The sequence below is a fragment of the Rhizobium sp. SG2393 genome (assembly GCF_042610495.1).
Lineage (GTDB): Bacteria > Pseudomonadota > Alphaproteobacteria > Rhizobiales > Rhizobiaceae > RU20A.
In genome coordinates this window covers 1-26,216 of record NZ_JBHGAP010000012.1, presented here as the reverse complement: position 1 = coordinate 26,216, position 26,216 = coordinate 1, and the positions used below count along the sequence as shown (strand labels likewise).

At 61.6% G+C, this 26,216-nt stretch carries 20 protein-coding genes and 1 pseudogene; 17 read left to right on the top strand and 4 right to left on the bottom strand.

From position 1 onward, the window contains the following. Positions 1–143: 143 nt before the first annotated feature. Positions 144–476 (bottom strand): hypothetical protein, encoded by a 333-nt coding sequence (locus tag ACED18_RS18970; protein WP_377295197.1) that lies wholly within the window; start codon positions 474–476, stop codon positions 144–146. A gap of 248 nt (positions 477–724) precedes the next feature. Between ACED18_RS18970 and ACED18_RS18965 the strand changes: the two genes are divergently transcribed. The 5 genes from ACED18_RS18965 to ACED18_RS18945 all read left to right on the top strand — a co-directional run bounded on the left by ACED18_RS18965 (position 725) and on the right by ACED18_RS18945 (position 8,386). Beyond that, entirely contained in the window at positions 725–1,777 is a 1,053-nt protein-coding gene (locus ACED18_RS18965) for a sensor histidine kinase (RefSeq protein WP_377295196.1), read from the top strand. A gap of 325 nt (positions 1,778–2,102) precedes the next feature. Then, complete coding sequence (locus tag ACED18_RS18960; RefSeq protein WP_377295195.1) at positions 2,103–3,104, top strand: helix-turn-helix domain-containing protein; 1,002 nt, start codon at positions 2,103–2,105, stop codon at positions 3,102–3,104. A gap of 366 nt (positions 3,105–3,470) precedes the next feature. Beyond that, positions 3,471–4,616 carry an AraC family transcriptional regulator ligand-binding domain-containing protein gene (locus tag ACED18_RS18955; protein WP_377295194.1) on the top strand — a complete coding sequence of 382 codons (1,146 nt, stop codon included), beginning with the start codon at positions 3,471–3,473 and terminating at the stop codon, positions 4,614–4,616. A 384-nt stretch (positions 4,617–5,000) separates the two neighbouring features. Then, positions 5,001–6,740, top strand: a complete 1,740-nt coding sequence (locus tag ACED18_RS18950) for a putative bifunctional diguanylate cyclase/phosphodiesterase (RefSeq protein WP_377295193.1) — start codon at positions 5,001–5,003, stop codon at positions 6,738–6,740. Positions 6,741–6,781: 41 nt separating this feature from the next. After that, on the top strand, positions 6,782–8,386 hold the full coding sequence (locus tag ACED18_RS18945) for a methyl-accepting chemotaxis protein (protein ID WP_377295192.1): 1,605 nt from the start codon (positions 6,782–6,784) through the stop codon (positions 8,384–8,386). Between the two features lie 78 nt (positions 8,387–8,464). Here ACED18_RS18945 and ACED18_RS18940 read toward each other — a convergent pair whose 3' ends face one another. Continuing rightward, entirely contained in the window at positions 8,465–9,682 is a 1,218-nt protein-coding gene (locus tag ACED18_RS18940) for a M24 family metallopeptidase (RefSeq protein ID WP_377295191.1), read from the bottom strand. After that, on the bottom strand, positions 9,679–10,083 hold the full coding sequence (locus tag ACED18_RS18935) for a hypothetical protein (RefSeq protein ID WP_377295190.1): 405 nt from the start codon (positions 10,081–10,083) through the stop codon (positions 9,679–9,681). The genes ACED18_RS18940 and ACED18_RS18935 overlap by 4 nt, the downstream gene beginning before the upstream one ends. A gap of 42 nt (positions 10,084–10,125) precedes the next feature. On the opposite strand from ACED18_RS18935, the gene ACED18_RS18930 reads away from it, so the two are divergent. From ACED18_RS18930 to ACED18_RS18905, 6 genes are all read left to right on the top strand, one after another. Next, complete coding sequence (locus tag ACED18_RS18930) at positions 10,126–10,617, top strand: histidine kinase (protein WP_377295189.1); 492 nt, start codon at positions 10,126–10,128, stop codon at positions 10,615–10,617. A 344-nt stretch (positions 10,618–10,961) separates the two neighbouring features. Further along, positions 10,962–11,219 carry a hypothetical protein gene (locus ACED18_RS18925; RefSeq protein ID WP_377295188.1) on the top strand — a complete coding sequence of 86 codons (258 nt, stop codon included), beginning with the start codon at positions 10,962–10,964 and terminating at the stop codon, positions 11,217–11,219. A 519-nt stretch (positions 11,220–11,738) separates the two neighbouring features. Further along, complete coding sequence (locus ACED18_RS18920) at positions 11,739–13,172, top strand: APC family permease (protein WP_377295187.1); 1,434 nt, start codon at positions 11,739–11,741, stop codon at positions 13,170–13,172. Next, positions 13,169–13,546 (top strand): hypothetical protein, encoded by a 378-nt coding sequence (locus ACED18_RS18915; protein WP_377295186.1) that lies wholly within the window; start codon positions 13,169–13,171, stop codon positions 13,544–13,546. Before ACED18_RS18920 ends, ACED18_RS18915 begins: the two co-directional genes overlap by 4 nt. Before the next feature lie 7 nt (positions 13,547–13,553). After that, positions 13,554–14,474, top strand: a complete 921-nt coding sequence (locus ACED18_RS18910) for a carbon-nitrogen hydrolase family protein (protein ID WP_377295185.1) — start codon at positions 13,554–13,556, stop codon at positions 14,472–14,474. A 15-nt stretch (positions 14,475–14,489) separates the two neighbouring features. Next, positions 14,490–15,089 carry a TetR/AcrR family transcriptional regulator gene (locus tag ACED18_RS18905; protein ID WP_377295184.1) on the top strand — a complete coding sequence of 200 codons (600 nt, stop codon included), beginning with the start codon at positions 14,490–14,492 and terminating at the stop codon, positions 15,087–15,089. Positions 15,090–15,206: 117 nt separating this feature from the next. On the opposite strand, the pseudogene ACED18_RS18900 reads toward ACED18_RS18905, so the two are convergent. After that, positions 15,207–15,356: pseudogene (locus ACED18_RS18900) on the bottom strand (IS630 family transposase); the annotation flags it as partial. A gap of 962 nt (positions 15,357–16,318) precedes the next feature. On the opposite strand from ACED18_RS18900, the gene ACED18_RS18895 reads away from it, so the two are divergent. The 6 genes from ACED18_RS18895 to ACED18_RS18870 all read left to right on the top strand — a co-directional run bounded on the left by ACED18_RS18895 (position 16,319) and on the right by ACED18_RS18870 (position 25,730). Then, the gene (locus ACED18_RS18895) at positions 16,319–17,353 is read left to right on the top strand and encodes a hypothetical protein (protein ID WP_377295182.1); all 1,035 of its coding nucleotides are present in this window, start codon (positions 16,319–16,321) and stop codon (positions 17,351–17,353) included. Positions 17,354–17,361: 8 nt separating this feature from the next. Continuing rightward, positions 17,362–18,057 carry a DUF1326 domain-containing protein gene (locus ACED18_RS18890; RefSeq protein ID WP_377295180.1) on the top strand — a complete coding sequence of 232 codons (696 nt, stop codon included), beginning with the start codon at positions 17,362–17,364 and terminating at the stop codon, positions 18,055–18,057. Positions 18,058–18,060: 3 nt separating this feature from the next. Beyond that, positions 18,061–18,882 carry a DUF2182 domain-containing protein gene (locus tag ACED18_RS18885; protein ID WP_377295178.1) on the top strand — a complete coding sequence of 274 codons (822 nt, stop codon included), beginning with the start codon at positions 18,061–18,063 and terminating at the stop codon, positions 18,880–18,882. A 15-nt stretch (positions 18,883–18,897) separates the two neighbouring features. Further along, entirely contained in the window at positions 18,898–23,904 is a 5,007-nt protein-coding gene (locus ACED18_RS18880; protein WP_377295176.1) for a multicopper oxidase domain-containing protein, read from the top strand. Positions 23,905–24,326: 422 nt separating this feature from the next. Continuing rightward, positions 24,327–25,496: a hypothetical protein gene (locus ACED18_RS18875; protein WP_377295174.1), complete on the top strand. Its 1,170-nt coding sequence runs from the start codon at positions 24,327–24,329 to the stop codon at positions 25,494–25,496. Positions 25,497–25,517: 21 nt separating this feature from the next. Further along, a complete protein-coding gene (locus ACED18_RS18870; RefSeq protein WP_377295172.1) occupies positions 25,518–25,730 on the top strand; it encodes a hypothetical protein in 213 nt (70 codons plus the stop codon). Positions 25,731–26,216 lie beyond the last annotated feature (486 nt).

Sequence of the window (26,216 nt, the reverse complement as noted above, 5' to 3'; positions counted from 1 at the left end):
CTCCTAATCCGTCAAAATGGTCGCTTGATTGAGATTGTGTGGAGGTTCGATGGAAGCGTCTCTGTTTCAGCGTCGTCATGTCATCGGCCCAGCCGTAGTGCGTTCGAGGGCAGCAACCTGGGTCGGCGGAAGGCACTGAACACCTAGCCCATCGACATCCGCGAATAGCGGCAGCTGTCGCGGTAGACGGTGACCGGCTGGCCGTTGCAGGTGGCGGCGATGCGCAGGCGTTCGGGCAGGCGCGGGTCGGTGCCGATGCGGAACAGGTCTTCGCCGATGGGAACGAGTTCCATGTCCGGGTCCGGCCCTTCCACGCCGCCGGGCGAGATCAGCCAGGGCCTGCCTTCGCGCAGCACGATGCGGAAGGTGGGGCACCACTGGGAATAGCTGCGATACCGGCCGATGAGGACCGCGTGGTGAGGGCTCGCCGCCGTCGCCGCCACCGGCTGGCTGCGGGTGGCGTCTGCCGTCCACACGCATAGATGGCAACAGTTGCTTCATCAACAGGATTGTTAGACTAAAAGAACCTTACCGAATGCGATTATTTACTCATCCAACAATAAAAGAACGAACAATACTTGAAATTCAATATTCAATAAATTGAAAATCGTCAATTTGACTTCCAAAATTAAAAACTTGTCGATTGCAAATTCACAAAGTGATCATATTATATTTTTGACATATTGAAAATGGAACGCTCCAGAAATGCCGGGAATTGCTGACGATGGTGGATCGCGAATACATCGGGATGGAGAAAATATACGGAGCAAGCTCATGTATATTCTTCATGATGACGTCGCCAAATTCATCCTTCGACATATGCGCCGACGGTGAGCCGCCGATCCGGGTCAGCAATCTTGCCGAGGCGCTTGGCATCTTGCCGAGTGAGAGCCGCCTGTCGCTGGTTACGTGCATGAACCGAAGTATAGCCAACAGTTCCGTCGGCGAAGTCGAATTTTCATTCGGCGCGGCAAAAAATGAAAAACGCTGGTTTCTCGCGAAATTCATTCCAGTAGAACCGGGCAAGCTTCAATGCATCTTCGTCAGCATCGACTCACTGAAGGCGCGCGAAGAGCGCGTCGGGTTGATTTTGGGAGAGTTCGCCCATCGCATCAAGAACAACATGATGATGGTGCAGTCGATTGCGCGCCTCACGCTGAAGGCGACGCAACCGGACGAGAAGGCGCTGGCGACGTTTCAGGCCCGGCTGACCGCTCTTGCCAACGCGCAGCACCTTCTCATTCGAAACGACTGGCAGGGAGCCACCCTGTCGGATGTGGTCTGTGCAGCAATCCGTCCGTTCGACAGGGACCCCTCCCCCTTTCGCGTCGCGGGAGACGAGGCCTTCATTTCGTCCCGGCTGGCAAAGGCGATGATTTTCGCGCTGCATGAATTGTGCACGAACGCGATCAAATATGGCGCCCTGAGCACCTGCGATGGCGAGGTCTTGATCTCCTGGCGTGTTCTTGAAGCGGAAGGCCCGAAAACCCTTCTCTTTTCCTGGCAGGAACAGGGCGGCCCCGCCATACCTGCCCCGCCAGCGCGCCGGGGATTTGGGACACGGATGATCGAGCGATGGCTTGCTCAGGAGGCGTCTGGAACGGCGACCTTGCAGTACAGGGAGCAAGGTCTTGTCTTTGAGCTGAGCGCCCCGCTTGAGGCCATCGATGACGAAGCAGGACCGTCGCAGCCGGACGATGGCACCGGGCTGTTCGCTGGCCGCGCCCGCGACACCGTCGGGCATGCCGATCCCACAATGGCGGCTTTGCAACCATGAGAATAGGTCTTGCCTGCCAAGGGCAGCGGTCCGAACATATTTGGTCAACGTCGCGATTCTTCACGGCAGGCGAAGTCTGCAACGAGGATCACCTCGAGGGCGCAAGTGGAGACAGCACAATCCGTGGGGAGTGAGAGGAGGATCGGCAGGATTATACTTCAGATGACGGAACTTGGAGCATGTCCGCCGCAAGCGTCGTCGCTTCGGCGTCGGACGATCGGATAACAAGCAAAGGGCTTTGCCGGCGATCCCGCGATCACCGGAACGGCTCTGTCGGATACGCGGCCCGTATCCAGACACCATGACTGATTCAAAGGCGGCCTCCATGCAGATCAAGGCTGGGTACAGTTTCCGGAACATTGCAAGGCTCGAGGAGCAGATCTCCTCGGCCTACTCTCCTGTCGAAATCACGAAGCTTGGCGATTACGACAGCTTCGGCTTCACGGGCACTGTCAGCTTGATCGGAAGCGCAAGGCTGGAATTGACCAGGACAGTCGGCAGCTATGGGATCAGGCCCAAGGAGCCCCTTGAGGCAACGACATTCGTCACCGTCCTCAACAATCACGTCGGCGTGCAGTCGAGACACGCCGATCTGCGCCTCGGCAAAGGCACGGGAAGCGTCTATCACTATCCTGTCGACGTGAAATTGTCGGATGGGTCGGAGCAGCTGTCGCTGATCGTTCCCAACCATGTCCTTCAGCGGAGGCTGTGCCATCTCCTGGACGGGCGTGCAGGGCGCCCCCTGCAGTTCGACAGCGCGGCCTTCCCGGTCGATGCCTTCAGGACGTTCGTCTCGGCTCTTGAAGGCCTGCACGGATCCTCTATCCTGCAACTGGCGGAGAATCTTCCCGGCCAATCCAATGGACTTGAGGACTTGATCGTCGATTCCCTCATCCTCAACTTCCCAAACAACAACACGGATCTCTTGTCGAAGACGCCGCAGATATCGCCCCGCCAGGTCAAGCGGGCGCTGGAGCTCATCCATAGCTCGCCCCATCGGCACATCAGTCCTGTGACGCTTGCGCAGGTCAGCGGGGTCAGCACGCGCGCCCTGCAATATGCCTTCAAGAAGACGACAGGACGGACCATCTCCGAATACCAGACGGCGCTCCGCATCGAACTTGCCTGTACCGAAATCCTCAGAAGCGCCGAACGCTCGATTGAAGAGATCGGCCGATCCCTGGGCTTCAGTTCGCCGTCCAATTTTTCTCAGGTCTTCAAGAAAATATACGGGGTTTCCCCGAACAAATTCCGGCAACTGCATCTCTGGAGCGGCCGCGTGAAGCCGCTGGGCATGAGTTGGGAATCACACGCCATCGGCGAGTGACTGCAAGATCCCCGTCAAAGAACGCCAGACTGTGAGCTGGGGCGCCAGACTTTCCCTGAAAGCCTGGACGAATTCTGTCGCCAAAATGCAATTCTTGTCTGGATGTGCAACTTTCATTCACCAGTAAACACATTTGACTTTTCTCAAACCCCTTCTGTCGGCAATGCCTTTCGCTTGGAGGGGAGAGATCAGTGCGCAAACCGGCGCGTCACGCGTCAAGACGCCGGCGCTTTCTCACCGAATTCCAGAACAGGTCACGGAGCATAACCGTGCCGGACCAACGGCGCGTCGTCCGCATTCTTACGGACAGGCGCTATCCGTCCGACACGTTCAAACTGGTTCTCGATACGCCAAGGCAGCTGAAAAATGATGACAAACCTGAAGACACAGACCTTTGACGGCTTTGAGCGCAACTACATCAGGGCCGGCGCTTTCCGGGGCCTGGCGGACATGCTTGGCGGAAGATCTGCCCAGTTCGACAGCCTGGTGGAAGCCGCGGGATTGTCACCCGCCTGTTTGACCGAGCCCGACAGCTACATCGGAGCGCAGCCGTTCGGCGCAACCCTTCAGCTGGTTTCAAGCCGCATGAACAGGCCATCCGTCGGTCTGGACTGGGCGGCGTGGAGCAAGCCGTATTTCCCGCAGCTCGGGCCGCTCATGCTTGCCAGCGCCCATGCCAGGACGCTCAGGGACTTCATCGAGCTTGCCGGACGATATCTGCCGGGACACACGAATGCCTATCGCCCGCGGCTGATCTACCAGTCGGTGCGGACCGAGCTGGCCTACAGGTTCGAGATCAACTCGCGCACGCTCGATCGCCGTCAGGTCATCGAACATCTACTTGCCGTCACGAGCCTGATCTTCGAAGTGCTGACCGGCGTGACGGAAAACAAGCATATCCTTGTCCGCTTTCGGCATGCCAGACCCGCCGACATTACGCCCCACCAGGCCATCTTCAGGTCACCGGTCGAGTTTAACGCGGACCATAACGAGATCATTTTCGCCAGCAAGCAACTTGAGCTGCCTATTCTCTGTTCGCAGCGAAACATCAAGAACTGCGCGCTTCACCTCATCAATGACCGGATGGCGGATCTGCCTGACGTCGATGGCAGCGTCTCCTCCCGGGTTGCGATTGCCATACGTGCCATGCTCGGCGTGGGTGTCATCAGCCTCGACACGCTGGCCGGATGTCTTGATGTCGGGCCGAAGACGCTGCAAAGGCGGCTGGCGGAGGAGGGAAACTCCTATGGTGAGCTTCTGGACAGGATCCGCAAAGCCGAAGCGCTTCGCCTGATGGCCACAACACATCTGCCGGTCCATCTTGTCGGCTCCAAGCTCGATTATTCGTCCGCTCCCGCCTTCAACCTTGCCTTCAAGCGCTGGACCGGAACGTCGCCTCGCGCCTACCGACAGGCGGTCGGCACCGAGGCTGGTCCATCGCCAAGTGAGGATGTGCTGTCCGCCTTCAGAAGCCGTTTCCACGCGGACATACCCCGCTTCACCCCGACGTGAAGCCGCGTCCCGTATTATGAAGTATCGTGTCCCTCAAGAATATCTTTGCGTTCCCGCCGAATGAAATTGGCCAATTTTATTATATCTTTTTCTTGATATAATTCAAATTCGTATTGTCTGGGATAATTATTAAATTCTATTAACAAATTTGAGACGCATCCATATAAATATTCGAAAATTATGAAATGTCAATGAGAAGTATACTGTAGAAAAGGCTACTTTCTTTCACGCTACCCGCGACATGACGCCGCGTGCAATTCCGAATGAAACTCGGACTTCGTTTCATGTGTATCGGAAAGGCGCGGGGTGTAGGCCATGCATCGTATAGTGAGGGACAGATCGAAGGCTGCGTCGGCACCGGCTTCCGCGGGAAGAACGTCCGTCATGAAGGCCGGCAAAAAGATCGCGAAACGGTGCGCCGATATCGCAAGCCTGAGGATCGTGCGCAACGCCGAGGCCAGCCAGCGACTGTTACGGATGATCGACGACATGCCGGTCGCGGTCATGACGGTCGATCTTGAAACCTTCAAGATCAATTATGCCAATGAAACATCGAAGGACCTGATCCGCAGCATCGAGCATCTTTTGCCGCTCAAGGCAGAGAATCTCATCGGTTCGTCGATCGACGTCTTCCACCGTCACCCCGAAGCCCAGCGCAAACTGCTTTCAGACGGCGACAACCTTCCGCATTTTGCACGTATCAATCTGGGTTCGGAAGTCCTGGACCTGAAGGTGACGGCGATTACCTCCGACGAGGGTCGCTATCTCGGCCCGATGTTGACCTGGGCCATCGTGACGAAAGAGGTGGCGGCCGAGCAACGCATCCGTCAGCTTGCCCATTTCGATACGCTGACCGGTCTCGCCAACCGCGCAAGTTTTAGCGAGCGGCTGGAAGCACGCCTTGCAAGCCCCGAGAATAGCCTCTCCCTCCTCTTCATCGACCTCGACGGTTTCAAGCTGGTCAACGACACGCTCGGCCATCCGGCCGGAGACGGGCTGCTGCGCATGGTTGCTGAAAGGCTACGCGGCGTTTGCCGCGAAACAGGCATCACCATCGGTCGGCTTGGCGGCGACGAATTTGCCGTTCTGTGCCCGTGCATCGATGAGGGGGCCATCAAGAGGCTGGCCACAGGCATCATCGATGCCTTGTCGATGCCCTACACGCTCGACAGCGGCCAGCAGGTCCAGGTCGGTGTGTCGATCGGCATTGCGATCGCGCCGCTCCATGGCGGCAACGCGGATGTCCTGTGCGCCCATGCCGATATCGCCCTCTACGCCGCCAAGGCGGGCGGAAAGGGCATGTTCTGGATCTTCTCACCCGATCTGGAACTTGGCATGCAGCATGCCATGCGGCTGGAAGCCGGCCTGAAAAAATCCCTGCAAACTGGCGAGGGCCTCTTCGTCTTCTATCAGCCGATTGTCGATGCGGTGACCCAGAAAGTCTCCACGCGCGAGGCCCTGTTGCGCTGGCACCATCCGGACACGGGGTGGGTGTCCCCCGCCGAGTTCATCCCGATCGCGGAAAGAAGCGGCCTGATCTTCGATCTCGGCGCACGCGTGCTGCAGACCGCTTGCCGCGACGCGGCCGGATGGGCGGATGGCGCGCGGGTCGCCGTCAACATTTCACCGGTCCAGCTGGGTAAGGGTACTTTGCTGCAGACGGTTCTGAATGCCTTGACGCTCAGTGGCCTTTCGCCCGACCGCCTCGAGGTCGAGGTCACTGAAACGGCGATCGTCAAGGACCGCAGCAGCGTCGGCGACCTGCGCCAGTTGCGGGCCATCGGCGTGCATGTTGCGCTCGACGACTTCGGCACGGGCTACTCCACCTTCAGCGCCCTGCGGGCGTTCCCCTTCGACAAGATCAAAATCGACGGCTCCTTCGTCAGGGCCGCCGTCGAGCATCCGGATGCGGCCGCGATCGTTCGCGCCATTTGCGATCTCGGGAAGCGGCTGAATGTCGTCACCGTGGCCGAAGGCGTCGAGACCCGGGCGCATCTCGATCGCGTGCTGGAAGAAGGGTGCATGGAAATCCAGGGCTACCTGTTTGGCCGCCCCGCCCCCGACGAACGTGACTTCGGCACGATCGAACGCCTCAACAAAGATCCCGTTTCAACCGGCGGCTGAGGCCGCCCGTCAGCATTTGCGCAGAGAAGGACGCGACAGCCATGAAAAACATGCACCCCCATACCTCCGAAACCGATGCCGCGGCGGCCGCCGAACGCGTCGAGGCGATCCGCCAGAGGCTGGAATTCATGCAGATGAGCCCCGCGGACTGCGCGGCCATCCGCTCGCTCAAGGCCACGATCGACCGCGAACTGCCGGTCGCGCTCGATCAGTTCTATGTCCAGGTCAAGAAGCATCCCGACACGCGTCAGTTCTTCCGGTCCGACGACCATATGAACACGGCCAAATCCGCGCAGACCGGCCACTGGATCAACATCGCCAATGGCGACTTCACCGGCAGCTATGGTGAGAAGGTCTACAAGATCGGCAGCGTGCATGCGCGCATCGGCCTTGAGCCCAAATGGTATATCGGCGGCTATGCCATCGTGCTGGACCACCTGATCAAGAGCGCCATCGACGAATATTTCCCGGCCGGCCGGTGGCTGGGTCGCAAGGCCCGCATGTCGACGGCCGAATTCGGCCAGGCGCTGGGCAGCCTTGCGAAGGCCGTGATGCTCGACATGGATCTGGCCATCTCCGTCTATCTGGAGGAGGCGGAAAAATCCAAGCAGATCGCTCAGGCCGAGGCGATCGCGCGCGAACAGGAATTCGTCTGCAACAGTCTCGGGACCGCGCTCAAGAACATCGCCGCGCAGGACCTCACCTCGCGCGTCGATGGCGATGTCCCGCCCGCCTATCATGGCCTGCGCGACGACCTCAACAATTCGATCGCCACGCTGCGGGCGGCTCTGGAGGCAGTGGGCCATAACGCCGTTTCCATCGACTCCTCCGCCAGCGAAATTCGCGTCGCCGCCGACGATCTGTCGAAGCGGACGGAGCAGCAGGCCGCCTTCGTCGAGGAAACGGCAGCAGCCCTCGAGGAAATCACCACGACCGTGAAGGAGACCGCCAAGCGCGCGGAGGCTGCCGGCCGTCTCGTGGAGCGTTCCCGCCAGGGTGCGGAACAATCCGAGGCCGTCATGCTCAAGGCCATTCACATGATGTCGGAGATCGAAAAATCCTCGCTTCAGGTCGGCAATATCACCGAGACCATGGACGAGATTGCGTTCCAGACCAACCTGCTGGCGCTCAACGCCGGCGTCGAGGCTGCCCGTGCCGGCGAGGCGGGCAAGGGCTTTGCCGTGGTGGCGCAGGAGGTTCGCGTCCTGGCCCAGCGCGCATCGGAGGCGGCGAAGGAAATCAAGGCCCTGATCAGCAAGTCGGATCATCAGGTCAAGGCGGGCGTCACGCTTGTCGGAGAAACCGGAAAGGCGCTGCAGGGGATCGTCACAGACGTTCAGGAAATCAGCAAGCATGTCGCAGCGATCGTCGATGCCGCCAAGGAACAGGCCGTCGGCTTGCAATCGGTCAACGGCGCTCTGACATCGATCGACCAGAACACCCAGCAGAATGCCGCCATGGTGGAAGAATCCTCCGCCGCCAGCCAGAGCCTCGCGATCGAGGCCGACCAGCTGCGGCGTTTGCTGGCCAACTTCAAGCTTGACGGCCCAACGAACCAGTTCCTGACCGATGCAAGGCGGACCCATTCCGGCGGTGATGCGGCAGAGGGCTCCCTCCTGGGCAGCAAGCCGCGATTGAGGGCATGAGGCCTGACGGGATGGCGGGATCTGCGCGACGTTCCGTCTATCGGAAGGCCGCGCAGAAATGCTCCCGCCCGTTGCCCGCTAACCACCGAGAACGACGAGGTCTCGCGGCAGGCGGTTCATGGTGGAGGCGCCAGCCTCGGTGATGAGGAATTGTTCCTCGATCATCAGCGCGCCGATGCCTTGGGCGTAGAAGGGAGCTTCGAGGGCCAGCACCATGCCGGGTTCGATGAGGAGAGGGTTGGTGTTCGAGAGGAACGGCCATTCCTCGATACCCGCGGCCGCGCCGACGGAGTGGCCGAAGTGGCCGCGGTCATATTCGGAGAAGCCGTTGCGGCGCATGGTGGCGAGCATGGTCTGGTGGACTTCGCCGAAGCTTCGGCCGGGCCGCAGGACCTCCATGCCGGCCATGAAGGTTTCCAGAAGAGCCTTATAGATGTCCGCGGCAAGGGGCGAGACGGTTTTCCAGGCGAATGTGCGGGCACCGTCCGAGGAGTATCCGTCGACGAGCGTTCCGACATCGGCCTTGATGAGATCGCCGTCGCCAAGCGGTGACGTCGTCCGCGCAAGGTCCGGGCCGATGGAGATGTAGTCCCAGTGGCCGGACAGGGCGAAACCGGCCGCGCTTGCGGCCGCCCGCGCGCCGGAGAGCCAGGCGGCGGAGAGGTCGGCCACCACCGCGCCCGGCCGTGCGGCGCCCCTCAGGGCTTCAAGGCCGGCCTCGGCGGCGCTGGCGGCGCGCTGCAGGCGATCGATCTCCCGCGGGGTCTTGATGAGACGCAGGCGGCGCAGCACATCGCTGGCATCGCGCCAGACGACATGGGGCAGGATCTCCCGGAGCCGCGCAAAGTCGGCGGCCGGCAGAAAGTCGAGATCGGCCCCGAGTGTCGCGTGCGAGAGGCCGCGTTCGGCGAGAAGATCGGCCAGCAGCCGGAAACAGGCGTCCTGATCGAAGGTTTCGGCGCGCGGGCCGAGATTGCCGTTGCGGCGGTAGGCGGCGTCGATCTCGCCGACGGAGGTCGCGCCGGTGGCATCCACCGCGTCGATCCAGATGCGGTGGGTGCGGATGTCGAAGGGTCTTTCCTGGCCGGCGGCATGGTCGCTCATGATGGCGGCCAGCGGCCCGCCCGGATCGGCGGGAACGAGCGCGATCGCCGCGCCCGCGCGGCCCCACATGGTCGCCACCCCGGCGGCAAGGCCGGTCGCATAGCGGAAGGCCTCGGGCCGAAACAGGACCATGGCCTCGATGCCTTCTGCGCCCATCAGCGTTACGGCCCGGTTGCGGTCGATCTCGCTCATCGCTGTTTCCTTCCTGTCCGTCGCATCCGCGTCACCCGCCGGCAGCGCGAAAACGATCCTCTGATCGCGCCTGTCTTGAAAGACAATTCCCTGAGTTTTCCGTTGTGTCTGCATTGTCTCTCGCCTGAAAGCGACAGGATCGCATGGGCAGGACGCGGCGCGGGGTCGCCACGCAACCGCGTTGCGCTCACGCCCGGCTGCCAAGCCGATCGCTTTCTTTGCTCGGCATGAAGCTGGGTGCGCCAGCCGGGCAGCATGCGCTCTTCCTTAGTCAGAGAGGGAGAACCACGTTCGCACGCTGTTGTGGCACTCGCGATGCGACAGATCGCCATGCCCAGCGCCGTTTTAGAGATCTCTTTACGAGACACAATCGCCTTGGATATATCGATGCCGCTGGACATCGTCCGCATCCCTTACCGGGAACATCCTTGAAAAGGTCGACCATGAAGAAGCTTCTTCTCGCCTGCGCTTTTGCACTCTCTCTGCCGTTCAGCGTCTCCGCTGCCGAACTGATCTTCCCCAGCGATGCTCCGGTCGCATCGATCACCATTCCCGACAGCTGGGGCCCCAAGGAAACCGAAACGGGCGTCGATGCCACCTCCGAAGACGGGGCAATCTACTTCTCGATCGATGTCGCTGATGCTGCCTCCACGGACAAGACGACAGAAATCGCCATCGACTTTCTGACGAAGAACGGCGTCAAGATCGACCCGGCTACGCTGAAGGAGTCGCCGGAGACCGATGTGAACGGCCTCAAGATCTCCTCTCTCGATTACCAGGGCACCGACGCAGACGGCCCGGTTGACGTCTCGATCGGCTTTGCCGCCGCCGGTGAAAAAGTGCTGATCTTCACCTATTGGGGTTCGAAGGAAACGCAGGCTGCGCACCAGAAAGAACTCGGCGAAATGCTCGCCTCCCTCAAGCCGGCAAGCTGAGGCTGAAGACGGGACGCCGAAGAGAACCGTGACCGTGACGTCCTCGGCACCACATTGGTTCGTCTGGACGTACATTGCATATGGAATTCGGGAGCAACGTCGGGCGTTCAACGCGATGGCGCGTCATTATGAGTAGAATGACGCGCCAAGGGTTCTGGGTTTGGGTACTACATGCTCAGCTCTGCAGGTCTGGCACTCATCCCAGCCGCCGCCAACGACCGTGGTGCCGAAAGACATGCCGCAGGCCGAAATCCAGCTCACCGGCGCGTCGGGAATGCGCCATAACTACGCCGAACATCAGCTGGGCAACGTCCTGATCGACGGGAACTAGCTGGCCAAGAACGATGGGAGCCGAATGGGTCTCAAGGGCTGCAAGACAAGGCTACAATGAAGCCCTGTTTCGTCTCGGCGACCCCTACCTAGAAGGCAAAGGCGTCCCCAAGCCCCCCTCAAAAGCGCTCTCATGGTTCCTGATCGCAAAGCAGTCCGGCCTCGAGAAAGCCGCGGCTGCGGTCGAGACCGTCGAAGCCTGGCTTAGCAAGAAGGAAGCCCGCAAGGCTGCAAAACGGGCCGCCGACTTCCGCAAGGACGAGGTCAAATAGGCCTCCTCCCGTCCGAGGAGGGATGCGCGGAAGAATCGGCGTTTGGATCTGCATGTCGACGGGTTTCCGGCCGCCGAGCAGTCGGCCGCGTCGCTAATGTATCTGTAACTATGCGGAGGTCTGCTCGATCCCTAGAGCCGAGCGGACCCGTGGCACATACTGCTCAACGAGCGCGTGGCTCACTGACCGGGGCAATTCCCGGATTCCCAGCCCCTCTCGATCTCTGTCCCTATCCTTCGCTGGTCGCCTCAAGCGCCAACGAGCCGCCCGCGCCTAGACTTGGTACGAATTGACTTGGCTTGGCGATTGCGGCGCCTCAGCTAGAGCACGAGCCCCCGTCATTTTCGGTTCCGGCCATCATTGCCGGACTGTCGCAAGCCGTCAGCTTTCAGCGCAGATCAACAGTTGCTCCTTCACGGTTCCCGCCAGCTATTCCCCAGTGGTGGATTGACAAGACCCGAAGCTCTCAAATAGCCTCCCTATCAAATGATAGGGAACGCTCAACTGGGAGAGCACAGCATGACCAAACCATTCCAAGGCGACGCCGGCCAACTGGCGGAACTGGGCTACGATCAACAATTGAAACGCGACATCGGGCTGTTTTCGGTCTTCTCGATCGGCGTCGCCACTGTCGCGCCGGTCGTCGGCCTCTACGCGATCTTCTCGCTCGGCATTCAGCTGACCGGTCCGGCCTGGATCCTGATGCTGGTTCTGTCGCTCGCCGGGCAGCTCACCGTTGCCTTCGTCTATTCGGAACTCGCCTCCGAATTCCCCATCGCCGGCGGGCCCTATCACTGGACGACCCGGCTGGCAGGCCCGCGTTATGGAATGTTTACGGGCATCGTGTATGCTCTCGCCGTTGCAGCGGCGCTGGCCACCGTCGCCTATCTGGCCGCTCCGTGGGTCAGCCTGCTGATCACCGGCTCGGAGCCGCATGGCATCAACCGCGCGTTGATTGCGATGGGATTGCTGCTGGCATCTCTCGTCATCAACAGCTGCGGGATCCGTTTCGTGGCCATTCTGGTCAATATCGGCATCGCGGCGGAAGTCATTGGCTCTTTGGGGATCGGCGTCGTGCTCATCCTCTTCTTCCGGAACCAGCCGTTCAGCATCCTCTTCGAAACACTCGGCACGACACCGACCCTTGCGACATTCCTGACGGCACTGGCCGTTTGCGGCTGGGCATTTGTCGGTTTCGACGCCAGTGCCTCTGTCGCCGAGGAAACAGACGGTGCGACCAACAACATTCCCAAGGCCATCATCGGCGCGACCGCTGCCGTGGGCACGCTCGTCGTCCTCGTCGCAGGCGCCATCACGCTCGCGAGCACCGATCTCCAGTCGATCATCTCGGGCGGCATTGCCGACCCCGTTACGACGGTCGTCACCGAAAGCCTTGGTGGCTGGTCGGAGCGGCCGTTCTACGCAATCGTCGTCACGACTTTCCTCGCCTGCATCGTTTCGATGCAGGCCTATACCGGCCGCATCGTCTTCGGCCTTGCCCGCGACGGTGTCCTTCCGGGCGCCCGCCGCCTTGCCAGGGTCAGTGCGGGCAACAAGGTACCGGTCGCGGCGATGGCACTCGTTACCCTCATGACGGCACTCGCCCTCTTGCTGGGCCTGAACGACAACGCCATCGGCACGATGATCTCCTTCGGGACGATGGGTCTTTACGTCACCTTCTTCCTCGTCGTGGCCGCTGCCCTTTATGCCCGCATGACGGGACGCTGGCAGCCGAACGGCGCATTCCGCACAGGCGGCTTCGGCTATGCCGTCAACACCGTCGCTTTCATCTGGCTGGCTTTCGAAACGGTCAATATTGCTTGGCCGCGGGCCGAACTTGCTCCGCCCGGCGCATCCAGTCTTCTCATCTGGGCGCCGCTGATGAGTTTCGCGCTCGTTGCGCTTTTCGCGATGATCAACGCCGCCCGCGCGCACCTCAAGGAAGCAGCATGATTTTCCTGACCCAGGCCGGCCTCGTCCTTCTCTCAATCGGCGGCGTCTCCGGCATGCTGCTCTACGTGGCGCTCGAAAAGCCCAAGGGATGGCTTGCGATCAGGCAGATCGCCCGCCTTCGGCAAGGCCATATCGATGCGCTCATCATCGGTACGATCCTGCTGGCACTCGGGTCCTTGACAGCGCTTCCGGCGGCGATCGCCTGGTTGCTCGTCGTCAGCGGCTACTACACGGCAATCGCCACGGGTGCGCTTGCCTGGTGGCCGGATTGGCCGACGCATAACCGGCTCGCCTGGTGGCTCGACTTCGGCTCGCTTTCCGGTTTCTCGCTCGGCCTGATCGCCGCCGCCATATCGTCCTTCGTCATCATCTGAGGTTCTCATGACAAAACTTCACATCATCCAGGATACACCGCCGCTCCTCGATCTGGAGGCGGGTATCGCCATGGCCGAACGAGCCATTCGCGCCGCCGGCAAAGATGGCGCTGATCTCATCGTGTTTCCGGAGACATGGCTCGGCGGTTACCCTGCCTGGGTCTTCGGCATGGCCGGCTGGGACAGTGCGCAGGCCCGAACCTGGTTCGGCAGGCTCGTGGAAGCAAGCCTCGCCCTCCATAGCCCCGAGGCCGAGCGTCTATGCGTCGCCGCGCGCGAGGCTGGGATCACCGTGGTCATGGGCATCAACGAGCGGGCACGGCCATCATCGGCCATCCTGTTCAACAGCCTCGTCACCATCGGACCTGATGGCCGTATCCTCAATGTGCACCGCAAACTGCTGCCTACCCATACCGAACGGATCATCTGGACGCCGGGTGACGCGGCAGGCCTTATCGCCGTGCCGACGCCGGCCGGCCGGCTCGGCGGGCTTGTTTGCTGGGAGCATTGGCATCCCCTCGCCCGGCAGGCGCTGCATGCCGCCGATGAGCAGATCCACATCGCGGTCTGGCCCGATATGCCTGCAGCTCATCAACTTGCCTGTCGGTCCTACGCCTTCGAGGGCCGTTGCTTCGTCGTGAGCGCAGGAACCTACCTTCCCGTCGACCGCGTCCCCGAACCGCTTCGGGATGCATTTGTCATCGGGCTCGGCGGGCAGGACGGCCTGCAGGGCGGTTCTGGCGTCGTAGGACCGGACGGCGAATACAGCGTCGGTCCCGTCTTCGGCGGAGAAACGGTCGTCGCGACGATTGATCTTGCAGACACGATCCGCTTTAAACACGATCTCGATGTGATCGGTCACTATGATCGCAGGGACGTCTTCAATCTGGCCGTCAATCGGCGCCGTGAGATCGGAGGCGACCTTTAAAACAGGATAAGCCCCATGGAAGCCGCCGATACCCGACAGGAAATCCTGATCCAGGCGTCGCGGCTGTTCAAGAGGCTCGGCTATCGCGCCACGACGACGCGCGAGATCGCGAAGGCTGTGAACATCAAGCAGCCTTCGCTCTTCCATCATTTTCCCAACAAGAAGGCGATCGTCGAGGAGATCTTTTCCCTCAGCCTCAACGAGGCGGCCATCCGCATCGAAAAGGCATGCCGCGCCGAGGGGCCGGTCGCCGAGAGGCTGCACCAGTATCTTGTCTGGGATCTGTCGACGCTGCATCGCATGCCGATTGCCATGTCGGCCATCTATACCGGCGACGCCCTGAAATCGCCGGAACTGGCTGAACTCTCCGACAAGCTCAAAACATTCTACCGCTCGCTCGAGGAGCTGATTTCACAAGGAATACGCAGCGGTGAATTTGTCGATATCGACCCTGCCCTTGGCCGCCTGATGGTTGCCAGCATCACGATCGCTCATCTCGAATATGCCGAGGAAGCTGTGATCGAAGACCCGGACAGGCTGGCGCGTGAGGGCGCAGACTTCGTTCTGAGGGCTTTCAGCCGGCCGGTCAGAAGGCTATCCCGCGATCGGTGCTAACCACTGGATGAGAGCCGGTTTCATCTGCTCTTGAAGGGATACGAACCGCTGGCCCGTTGGTCGAGGGGCAAGGCGCTGGATATCCAAATTCAACTGCTTAATACCAACGAGCATTGATCATGACCTGTGTGGCCAGTCTCGTAGTCCGATGGACATGATCTTCCAAGGTTGATCGATGAGCCGGTTCCAGGCACGGCAACATTGATCGACGATGTCGTCATAGTCCCGGAAGACCCGGTTCGACAGCCAGTTGTCACGCATGAACGATCGTGCCCTGTTGAGTGGTGTAGCTGGATTTCATGGCCATCGGTGATTTCCGATAGGGTCGGGTTGCTTATGACCAACCTGAGGGACACGACCGACGACATGATGAACCTGCGCTCACTCTTGAGACGAGCGCTGACGCCGATTTACTGCGCGAGATGATCGGCGTTGCTACCGAGAGCTGGTGGCGCTGGAAGTCAGAGCGAGGACCGGCAGTTATTTGCCGAGCTTTCCCGAGACGACCTACAGCGCCCTGATTTGTCGCGGCGCGCACATCGCGTAGAAAATTCGTCAAAGCCGTGAGGCAGCTTGCCCAAGACGTGCTCCGTAGGCATCGTTTGAAACCGAAGCCCGGCCAGTAGATAAGTGCGATAGCCGCGCCGGCGGCGATCGCAACGCAATATAAGGACACAGATCCCGAAAGTTTCGCACTCCTGAGCGACAGTTTTCGCGATTGCGGATTTACCGACCCCGCTTTTCCCTGACGGTAAGCCTCTGGCCTCCGGGGCTTTTTAACTGCCGAGCAATCTTTGCAGATTGCGCGTCGTTCCCGAGCCCTTTCCCGACAGTGTTACGCATGCTTCCAATTTATATGAGCTTCGATACGCTTGGTCGCTATAATAATTGGTTGGAATTTCAATGACCAAAGGTGCGTTCTGTTCAAAGCATGTGAGAATCCGTGAGACGAGTGATGATGCCCGACATTCGCCCCAAAAAAATCTGTGATGGCGGATTGATTATCTGATGCAACCCGCGATAAAGTCCCGTCTTATAAAGACGTATAAAACGCTCCGGCATTCGAATTGATGGGCAATAATCCCGTCGATTGTCCTCTTTGTGTCAATAAAACAGCCTTCATGTCCTCCGGATGATCTGTGAGAGCCGCAGCGATGACTGCGCGTGCTCGCCGATAGGCTTCGCGCATGCAGTCATTCCCTGCCTTATCACCATGACGGGAGGATTTTATGACCGTGGACAACGATAAAAGGCTCAGTGAGCCGGGGCCACGCGATCCGGAAACGATGTTCCCGACGTGGTTCAAGGACGCAAACGGCACAGCACTGGAACTCGTAACCGATGCGGACCCCCGGGCGCCGGCGAGGGGCGAGCTGGAACAGCCGGCTTCACCGGTGAAGTTCCCCGACAATTTCCCGGACGAGGCCTTCTATTTCTATGCGGAGGCGCGGCTTCAGGTCGGCGGCGCGGGGGTCGTCGGGCGCGCCCGCGTGATCATGGCGCTGGAAGCCGCTTTCGTGGGAGACGGCACACCCCGTGAACGGCGTGGCGTGGTCTTCTCCCGATTGCGGGTGCGGATCGACGATGTCATTCCCGGCGCCGAATATGTCGTCCGGCACCCCTACGGCGAAACGAAGGTACTGACGGCCGACGAGCGGGGGCGGGTTGCCTACACCTGTGATCTCGGCATCGCCGAAGAGAACCCCGAACGTGTCCGGGATACCGGGGAGATCGCGCCCTTTCTGGTCTGGGCCAGCGGAGCGCCGGCCGGCTATATCGGCGACGGCGTCACGCCGCACCCCGTTGTGAACGGGCCGTTCAGCAACCGCGTCGTGATCAAGGGGCCGCGGATTGATGAAGGCAGCGCGGACCGGAGTGGTCCGGGTGAGGTCACGACGGATCTTTTTGTTGTCCAGGGGCGGATCGCAGGCGCGCCGCCGGTAGCGCCGCCACCGCTTGGTGGCGCAAATTCTGTGCTCGAGATCCTCGAGGCCGAGTATCGGACGTCGCGCGCCCAATATCGCGTGCGCGGACGCATCACGCCTGTCTCGATCGCCGACGGCGCTGGCTTCAAATCGGACCATGTGACGGTGACCCTGAACGATCAGGAGATCGGCATCGCCTTCCCGGACATCACCGGTGCCTGGGACATTCGCAAAACCAGCGTCGGGCCCACAGTCACGGCTCCACCGCCGCGCTCTCGCATCGTGGCCACGTCGGGCTCAGGCAAACGCGTCGAGGCGACGCTGATCATCCGCAACTGAGAGGTGACATGATGGGCTACAGGCTCACGGGCGATTTCGTCGAATGCTGTGACTGCTTTACCGTCTGCCCCTGCTGGGTGGCGGACGTTCCCGACGAGGACCATTGCAGCGGCCTCTATCTCTGGTCCTTCGGCGAAGACTCCCGGATTGACGGCGTCTCCGTGGCCGGGATGAAGGTGGCGGCGGCGACCTACCATGCCGTGCGCGCCAAGGGGCAGGTGATGTTGTTCATCGATACCGGCGCTGTCGACACCGCGTCACAGGCAGAGCGATTGCTGCTCGAAGCGTTTTCGGGCCGCCGCGGTGGCAATGATCTCGAGGCACTCGTGAAGCTGATGGGCGTCCATCTCGGTTACCGGCCGGCGACGATTACCGCCACGTTCGAGCGGCAAAGCTTCCATCTCGAGATACAGGCCAGCGACCAGATCATCGCGAAAGCGGCGGGGACAAACAAAAAATTCGCGGATCAGTCACGTTTCATGACGATGAAAGATACCGCGCTGAGTGCGGAAATGGGAATCGGAGATGGCGAGGTGGTGGTCCAGACGATGGACCAGTTGACGGTCGATGTCGCAGCGCTTCCCGGTGGCCCGCTGAATTTCCGTGGCCGCTCCGGCATGCGCAGCCGCTTCACCTACCGTCACGGAGATCCGTTCAGCGGCGGGATGGCGGAAGAAAAGCAGCCGCTCGTCGCAAAGGATTAGGGGATGGCCGTCGCTGTCGCGAATGGACCCGACGGCTCGATCCGGCTTGTGCTTGTCGTGCTGGGCACGGCGGTGCTTGGCTGGGCAGGGGTCATCGTTTTTCACGCTGCCCTCATGGCCATGCCGGAACAGGCGGCATGGGTTGACGAGCAAGGCATGCTCGGGCTCTTGAGCATCTGCGGCACGGCGCCCGACATTTCCGGTCCCGGCGTCGGCAACTGGCTGGTCGGCTGGGCGCTGATGGTCGTGGCGATGATGCTTCCGCCGGCCCTGCCGCTGATGCGGGCCAGCCAGCGTCTGTTTCAGGGCCGCAGCGACGGGCTGCTGCTTCTGCTTCTCGTTCCGCTCGCCTTCCTCCTCGTGTGGATGCTGGCCGGCCTTTGTCTGCTGGCCGTCGGCAGCGCGGGTCGGGCCGGGCTGCGCTTGCTGCCGCTGGCGGCCGAGCGGCCGCAGATTGCCGCCGCCATCGCCGCCGTCGCCGCCGGCCTGTTTCAGTTCACGTCGCTGAAGATGTCCTGCATGGATGCCTGTCGCAGTCCCACCAGCGTGATGATGACAGGCTGGCAGGGCGCGCGGCCACGCCTGTCGGCGCTGCGGATCGGCGCGCGCTACGGCGTGATCTGCGTCGGCTGCTGCTGGGCCATGATGATCCTCAGTGTGCTGGTCGGCGCGCTCATGCTGCCGATCATGGTCGTGACGGCACTGATGATGACGCTGGAGCGGATGCTGCCGGTGTTTCGTCCGCTGATCCCGCTGCAGGCCGCCTTCGCGATCCTGGTCGGCGCGCTCCTGCTCGCAGGCGCCCTTCCACCCGCCTTTTTCTAGCTCAGGGAGCGCTTCATGACGTCCACTCCGCGTGAATACGACATCGTCGCCTTTTCGATTCCCGTCGTCTACACGCCGGAGGGCGATCATGATCCGAACGGCATGGTCTTCGTCCACAGCGCGGTTGTGCCCCTCCTGGAATGGTGCAAGTCGCTCTGGTACGAGACCCGCTACAGCAGGCCCAAGGGCACTGCGGCGGACCCGGATGACGAGGACCGGGGCACCGAGATCCTTCCCCGCCTGCATCACCGGCGCCAGCGCGCCCGGCTGGTGATCGACGGGCTGGAGCGGCTCGACGCGATGATCGAACGCCTTGAGGACGGAACGCCGGAGGATCAGGCGCTGCTGGCATGGCTGGCGGCACGCGAGGAGCGGCCGCGCCTCGATGACTGCGATCATTACGACAGCGACCCGCACCATGAGCATGACGACCATCGCCGCTATCATGCCACGGACCGCGATCGCGCCGTGCGGATGAATGTCGAGCGCCAGCTGACGGAGCTGCAGATCGCGCTGACCGACCTCCAGCGCACCAAAGGCCTTGCGCGGTGGAACGCGGTCGATGCCTTTTACGATCCGCTTGAGGTGCGGGGCGTGCAAAGCGAGCTGGAGGATATCGAAGACCCCGAGGTCGAGCGTCCCGTGCGCCTCGTCAGCCTGACCCGGCGTCAGCGTCAGCAGATGCGCGAGCACTGGACCTTGCAGGAAAAGCTGATCAACGAGGCGATTGCGAGCTGGTTTCACCGCTATAGGCCGACGCTGGAGAATCAGGATCTCCAGGCCGCCGCCACTAAGGCCGGCCTTGCTGACAAACAGGAATGGCTTGCCCGGCTGATCTTCAACGATCACACCGGCAAGCCGGTCGGACCATGCGACCGTTATAATCCGATGAAGCCGATCCCCCTTCTCCGGCCCCTGGTTCTGAGAGCCTGCGTCGGCGAGGAGGTCCGGATCAAGCTGACGAACCACCTGTCCCGCCGGCATGTCGGTCTCTTCGTGCAAGGGCACGTCATGAATGGCGGCCCGCATTTTTCCGACGGAAGCTTCATCGGCGATAATCTCGATAGCCGGTGCCCGCCCCGGTCCTTCCCTGGCGGTCCGCACAGCGTCACCGTGAGCTTGAAGGCGGATGCGGAAGGCGTCTGGCCGATCAACGATCTCGCAGACCTGCGTGGCAATGAGGACGGCACCAACACGCATGGCCTGTTCGGCGCCCTGATCGTCGAGCCGGAAGGTACGCTCTGGCTCGACCAGGAGACCGGCGACAATCTGACCGGCTGCCCCTGGGCGAACATGCTGGACGTCGTCCTCAAGCCGGATGTGCCAGACAAGGAACTGACCACAGAACCTTACGTCGATTACCACACCGACAAGAAAAACGGGCTGAAGCGGTATTTTCGCGAATTCACCGTGTTCATCCACGACGAACCGGAGATCCATTCCGGGCTCCACACGGTCGGCGATCACTCGCTGATGCCGCTGTCCTACCGGGCGGCGCCGATGCACAATCGTTATCCGCACCGCATGCGCGAACTGGTGCATGAATCCCGCGGTCGAAAGCTGCCCGAAGCCGGAAAGGTCGATCTCAGCGCCTTCGGCTGGGCTCTGACGGAGGAGCTCGACGAATATTTCGTGACGGCCAGGGACTCGACGGGCAAGTGGCTCGAAAAGGTTGCCGGGGAAGAACAGCACCACAGCAGCTGGCTGTTTGGCGATCCGCTGACCCATGTCCAGCGCGCCTACAAGGGCGATCCGTGCCGGGTGCGGCTGGTGCATGCGGGCGTCAAGGAAACCCACGTCTACCACCTGCACGTCCATGAATGGCATGCGGTCGGCACGCATACCGCCACGCCTTCGGTCCATGGCGATGACGCCTACAGCGAGAAAAATGGCGCGCCCAACAAGAAGGGCTCGCATCTTCTGGACTCGATCACCATCAGCCCGCAGACCGGCATGACCATCGATCCGCTGTTCGGGTCGGGCAGCCGCCAACATGCCATCGGCGACATCATCTGGCATTGCCATCTCTACCCGCACTTCCATCACGGCATGTGGGGGCTTTGGCGCAGTTACGACCGGCTGGTGGATGGAAGTCGCCCCTATCCCGATGGCAGCCACTGCCCGCGCCTCTTTGCCCTGCCGGATCGCGAGGTCGAGCCCTCGACGCTGGAAACGCCGGGCTTTCCCTGGTTTATCGACGGCGTCTACCCCTCCAAGTCGCCGCCGCCGCCTGCCGCCCGGCCCGAGCATCGCAACGGACGGCGCATCGTGCTCGGGATGCCCGATGCCTCGGCTGCGGAAGTCGCCGCCATGGCGCCCGGCTGCCGCGACGGCAGCCGGCCCGGCGCCCTGTTCGTCGATCTCGATGCATGCGCGGAGCGTTGGAACGAGGCGGCCGAGCTGCCGCCCCCCCGCAAGATCAGCTACGACATCGAGGTGCGTCACGACCGCATCGACTACAATGTCGATGGCTGGTTCGATCCGAATGGCCACCACTATCGGCTCATGGGCGTGAAAATATGGGAGAAAGACGAGCAGGGCGCTTTCCGGATCGTGCAGGAGGAAACGTTTGCCGCAGACCTCGACGGCAACCCGGAACCCTGTTTCCCGCGGGCCAACCATGGCGACATCGTGGAGTGGCGCCAGCACAATATCCTGCCGGGATTTGTCGCCGACCAGTATGATTTCGGCCAGTTGCCCGTCGAATGCGGGCTGCACGTGCATCTCGTCAAGTTCGACGTTCTGGCCGCGGACGGCTCGTCGACCGGATGGAACTATCTCTCCGGCGCGAGCGCGCCCGAGGCCGTCGGGCCGAATGCGCCCGGCGAAATGCGCAACGTCAGCCTGCATCGCTGGGTGGTGGACGAGGAGTTCGGCCCCTGCTTCTTCCACGACCATCTGCTGGCGAATTTCCGCCAGAAGCGCGGCCTTTTTTCCGCGCTGATGGTCCAGCCCCACGGCTCCCAATGGACGCGGCACGACGACCAGGGCCGGATCGCCTGGCACGAGCAGCAGGCCGTGATCGTGCCGCCCGCATCGAGCAAACTGCCGCCCTATCGCGAAGCCTGCCTGGCCGTGGCGGATTACATTCCCATGCTGAACCGCAACGGCAAGGCGCTCAATCCGCCGCCGATGCTCTCGGGCATGAGCGATCCGGGCGTGATGGGCGTGAACTATCGGTGCGCGCCGCTGCGCTTCCGCGGCCCCGATCCCTCGGCCTGGTTCAGCTCCGCCGTGCGCGACAAGAAGAATTTCGCCGGCGACAAGGGCGATCCGGACACGCCGATCATCCGGACTTATCCCGGCGAGCGGCTGCGCATCCGCCTGATCCAGGGCTCGCATGAAGAGCAGCACAGCTTCACCGCCCATGGCCTGCGCTGGCGCCGGGACTGGGGACATCCGCAGGCGACGCTGGTCAACCAGCAGACGCTCGGCATTTCCGAGGCCTTCACGCTCGATATCAACCCGCAGGATGCCTCGCCCTATGGGGTGGGCGATCATCTCTGGCATTTCGGTACGCTGGACGATTTCTGGCTCGGCAATTGGGGCTTCGTGCGGGTCCTGCCGCCGACAGCGGCAAACCACGACGCCTTCAAGCCCCTGCCCGCGCTGACCCGCCCCCAGGCCGCGGCGCCGGATGCGGAGGAGGCGGAGGCGATCACGCCGCCACCACGCGATCCCCGCACGGCGCGGACCTATCTCGTCGTCGCGCAACGCCATGAGCATCGCTATGTCGGCGATATCCTGACCGACCCCTGGGGCCTGATCTACCGCGTTGTGCCCTGCAGCAGCACGGCCCTTGAACGGGCGATTGACGATGAACTGAAGATCGAAGCCTCCGGCAGCAGCTATGTGCCCGACAACGAGGGCTTTCGCAGGCTGGTCGGTCGGACGCGGTCGTCCAAGGCGCAAACACCGCTGGTGCTGCGCGCCCTTGCGGGCGAATGGGTCCGGATCATTCTCGTCAATGACCTGCTGGAGCCCGACGACGACGATCTCACCCGTCGCCGCGAGGGGCTGCAACGGCTCGGCCCCGAGCCGGCGCCGGCCCGCCTGCCGACCGAGCATCGCGACTGGCAGGGACATCCCGACCGGCGCACGGTCAGCCCGCGTGTCTCGATCCATGCCTCCCTGCTGCGCTGCAACGTTCTGAGCGATGATGGCAGTTTCGTCGGGCTGAACCCCGACACGACCGTGGCAGCACGACGGCAATTCAGCGATTCCCACGGCATGCACGGCGGCAATCTTGAGTTCGACCCGCAAAATGCGGTGGTCTCGCGCGCCGACCATACGGGACGGCGCAACTGGCGCGAATACTGGTGGTATGCCGATGAGCAGCTCGCTCCGGCGACGGCTGCCGAAGGCGGCATGGGGCAGGTCTGCTACCTCCACGACATGGCCGATATCCGCAACCATCGCCATCACGGGCTGATCGGCGCCCTGGTCGTCCTGCCGCGCGATGTGCGCCCCTATGCGGCGGGATCGACGACGAAGGAGGGCTGGACGAGCTTTTCCGCCGATATCCGCACACCGGACGGGCAGACGCTGGTCGCACGGGAGACGTTCTGGTTCATGCAGGATGGGCTGCGCTTCTTCGTGAACGGAAGTCATCATGCGCCGATGCCCGACGCCGAACCGGGGCTCGATCCGGTGGATTGCGGCCAGAAGGCGGTGAACTATCGCAGCTATCCGGTCCACCACGGCGTGATCGCCCGCGGAAACGATCCGCTCCTGCCCGACCCCATTCTGAAGGTGGAGCCAGGCGACAAGGTCTGGCTGCGCGTGCTCGGCGCCAACGACAAGCCCCGCCAGCACGGCGTCGTCGTTCACGCCGCAAAGCTGAAACAGGCGGGATGGATCGACGACAGCCCGCTGGTCGGCGCCCTCTCGGGCATCTCCCCCTGTCGCGTGGAGAACTTCACCTTCACGCTGGAAGGCGTTGGCGACCACGCGGTCAGGCCCGGCAGCTTCCTGTGGGCAACCCAGCAGGGCATGTGGGCAGAGATCAAGTCGAAAAAATGAGACGTTTCGCTCTTTAATGAAACGTCACCGACCCGTTAGCCGGAGTACAAAGCGCTGGATATCCGAGACCACTCAATTCCTGAAGCGACCTGCGCCATGTTTCACCCTCCGGTGAAGCAGAAAAAGTCTTCGTCACGACGGCGGCAAACACGAGCCATTTCTCATCGCAAATCGACACACTCACACCACATAGCAACGCGATGGCGCATCCCCGCTCCTGCCTGCACCAGCTCTTATCCTGTCTGAAGTCGCAAATATTTCGTCAGCGAACCATGATTGGCCTCGACTCTTGCGCGAGTTTGCACGAATGCTTTCGTCAGTATGATCATCAATCCATGGTTCTCGAATGGGGTCGATTGCGAACGGCTTGAACGCCCGGTGCGTGCACTTCCCTGCTCATTTGCTTGGACGGAGGGGGAATCTTGAGTGAAACACACGGCATTCCTCGTGTCGCCCTTCTGCTGCCTTTGCGTGTGGCAGGCAACGACCAGCATACGCATCAGATAGCAAGCGCTCTGGTTGAGGATGTCACTGTCGCGCTCTGCCAGGAGAGTACATTCGCGGTTGTCTCGCCCTACACCGCATACAAGCTGCGCGGAGACGCTTCGAAGATTAAGTTTTTGCGGACACATCGGGTGAGCTATGCCCTCGATACGCGCCTTTCGGGCGACACGATGGTGGTTCAACTCGTCTTTCTCCCGCTGGATGAAATGATCTGGGCCGCGCGGATTGAACTGCGCGCCGATCGACTTCTCAAAAGCCGCCTCAGCCTGATCGCAGACATCTGCCAGCAAGTGACGAAGCACATCATGCGGTCACAGGCGCTCAACGGCTTCTATGCGCTTCAAGGCGAAGCTTACCAAAGCTACCTGCTTGGAAACCACAACCTGCTCAAGATCACCCTGCCCGGCATCCGAAAGGCGCGCCGCCATTTCGAAGACGCCCTGGCGGGCTACGCCGGCTTTGCGCCTGCGCTCTCGGGCGTGGCACGCACCCTTTACCTTGAATGGCTGCTCACCGCGCGTGGTGATATCCGGCTGCTGCAACAGAGCGATACCTACGCCCGCCGCGCGATCACCGTCGATCCGCTCCAGTCGTCCGGATATCGAGAACTCGGCATGACCCAGATTTATCTCGGCGACGTTGACCAGAGCGTTGAAGCACTCGCCTACGCCGAAACGCTCAGCCCTCATCATGCAGACGGCCTCTACAGCTTCGGGGATACTCTCGTTCATGCTTCGAGGCCGGAGGAGGCGCTTGTGAAACTGAACAGCGCACTTGATCACAGCCCTATCGCACCGGACAGCTATCTTTGGTCCGCCGCCGGGGCGAATTACGTTCTTCACCGCTATCAGGCCGCGCTGTCGTTCATCGACCGCATGAAGGACCCGACCCTCGCCGACAGGATTGCCGCCGCAGCCCACGCAATGCTCGGGAATGCTCGCGAGGCGCAAACCTACGTCCGCCGCGTGATGGAGACCACTCCGGGTTTTGACGTGAACAAGTGGTTGAGCGTCATCGTCTTCAAAGATCCAGCGCATCGCGACCACTACCGCGAAGGGCTGCTCAAGGCAGGTTTTCGAAGCCCTTAAACGAGAAGGAGAAGGGACATCATGACGGCCATCGTATTCGCAGTAGAGGGTGAGGACGGCGTCTGGGTTGCCGATTTGGCCTCGGGAAGCGTGAAGAAGATCGACGTGCCCGAAGGCAAGCTGGCGGACGCGCTCGCGCTGACAGAGGGCGGCGTGTCGGTCGTCAAGGGCGTCAAGTTGGCGGTTGCCGTCAAGGCTGCTGACGCCGCTGCTGCTGGCCACCTCGACGGTTGATCGAAAGCGCCTGGAGCCGTGACACGAATAGGCTCCCGCGTCCTATGGGCGCGGGGCAACGTTTATCTGAAGTTTCAGTCTCTGCTGTCCATCGGACTCCGAGACTCGGAGCACGGGTCATGATCAGTGCTTCTTGGTATGGCTGACGTTCCCGCGAACATCACTCTGGCACCTTGCGATGCCGTCGAGAGGGGGCACCCACTCCCGCAGATTTCAGTGCAAATCGACAGGCTCGGCTTCAGGTGCTGTCGGCTCAGCCGGTCGCGGAGTGCTTGGTGCGGTCGGCGTGAAAGCCGAGCTTTTCGGAAATCTCGCCGGCGGCGTTGCGCAGTGCGTGCAGATAGCTCTCACGGTTGCGCAAGCTGTGTTTCGGCGTGGAATATTGGCTCTGACGCAATTTTGGTGGTCAGAGTTCTATCCGGCACCAATGACGCGGGCCTGAAGGAGGTCGATTTTCCCTCGGCCGTACATCTGGCGTTTTACAAG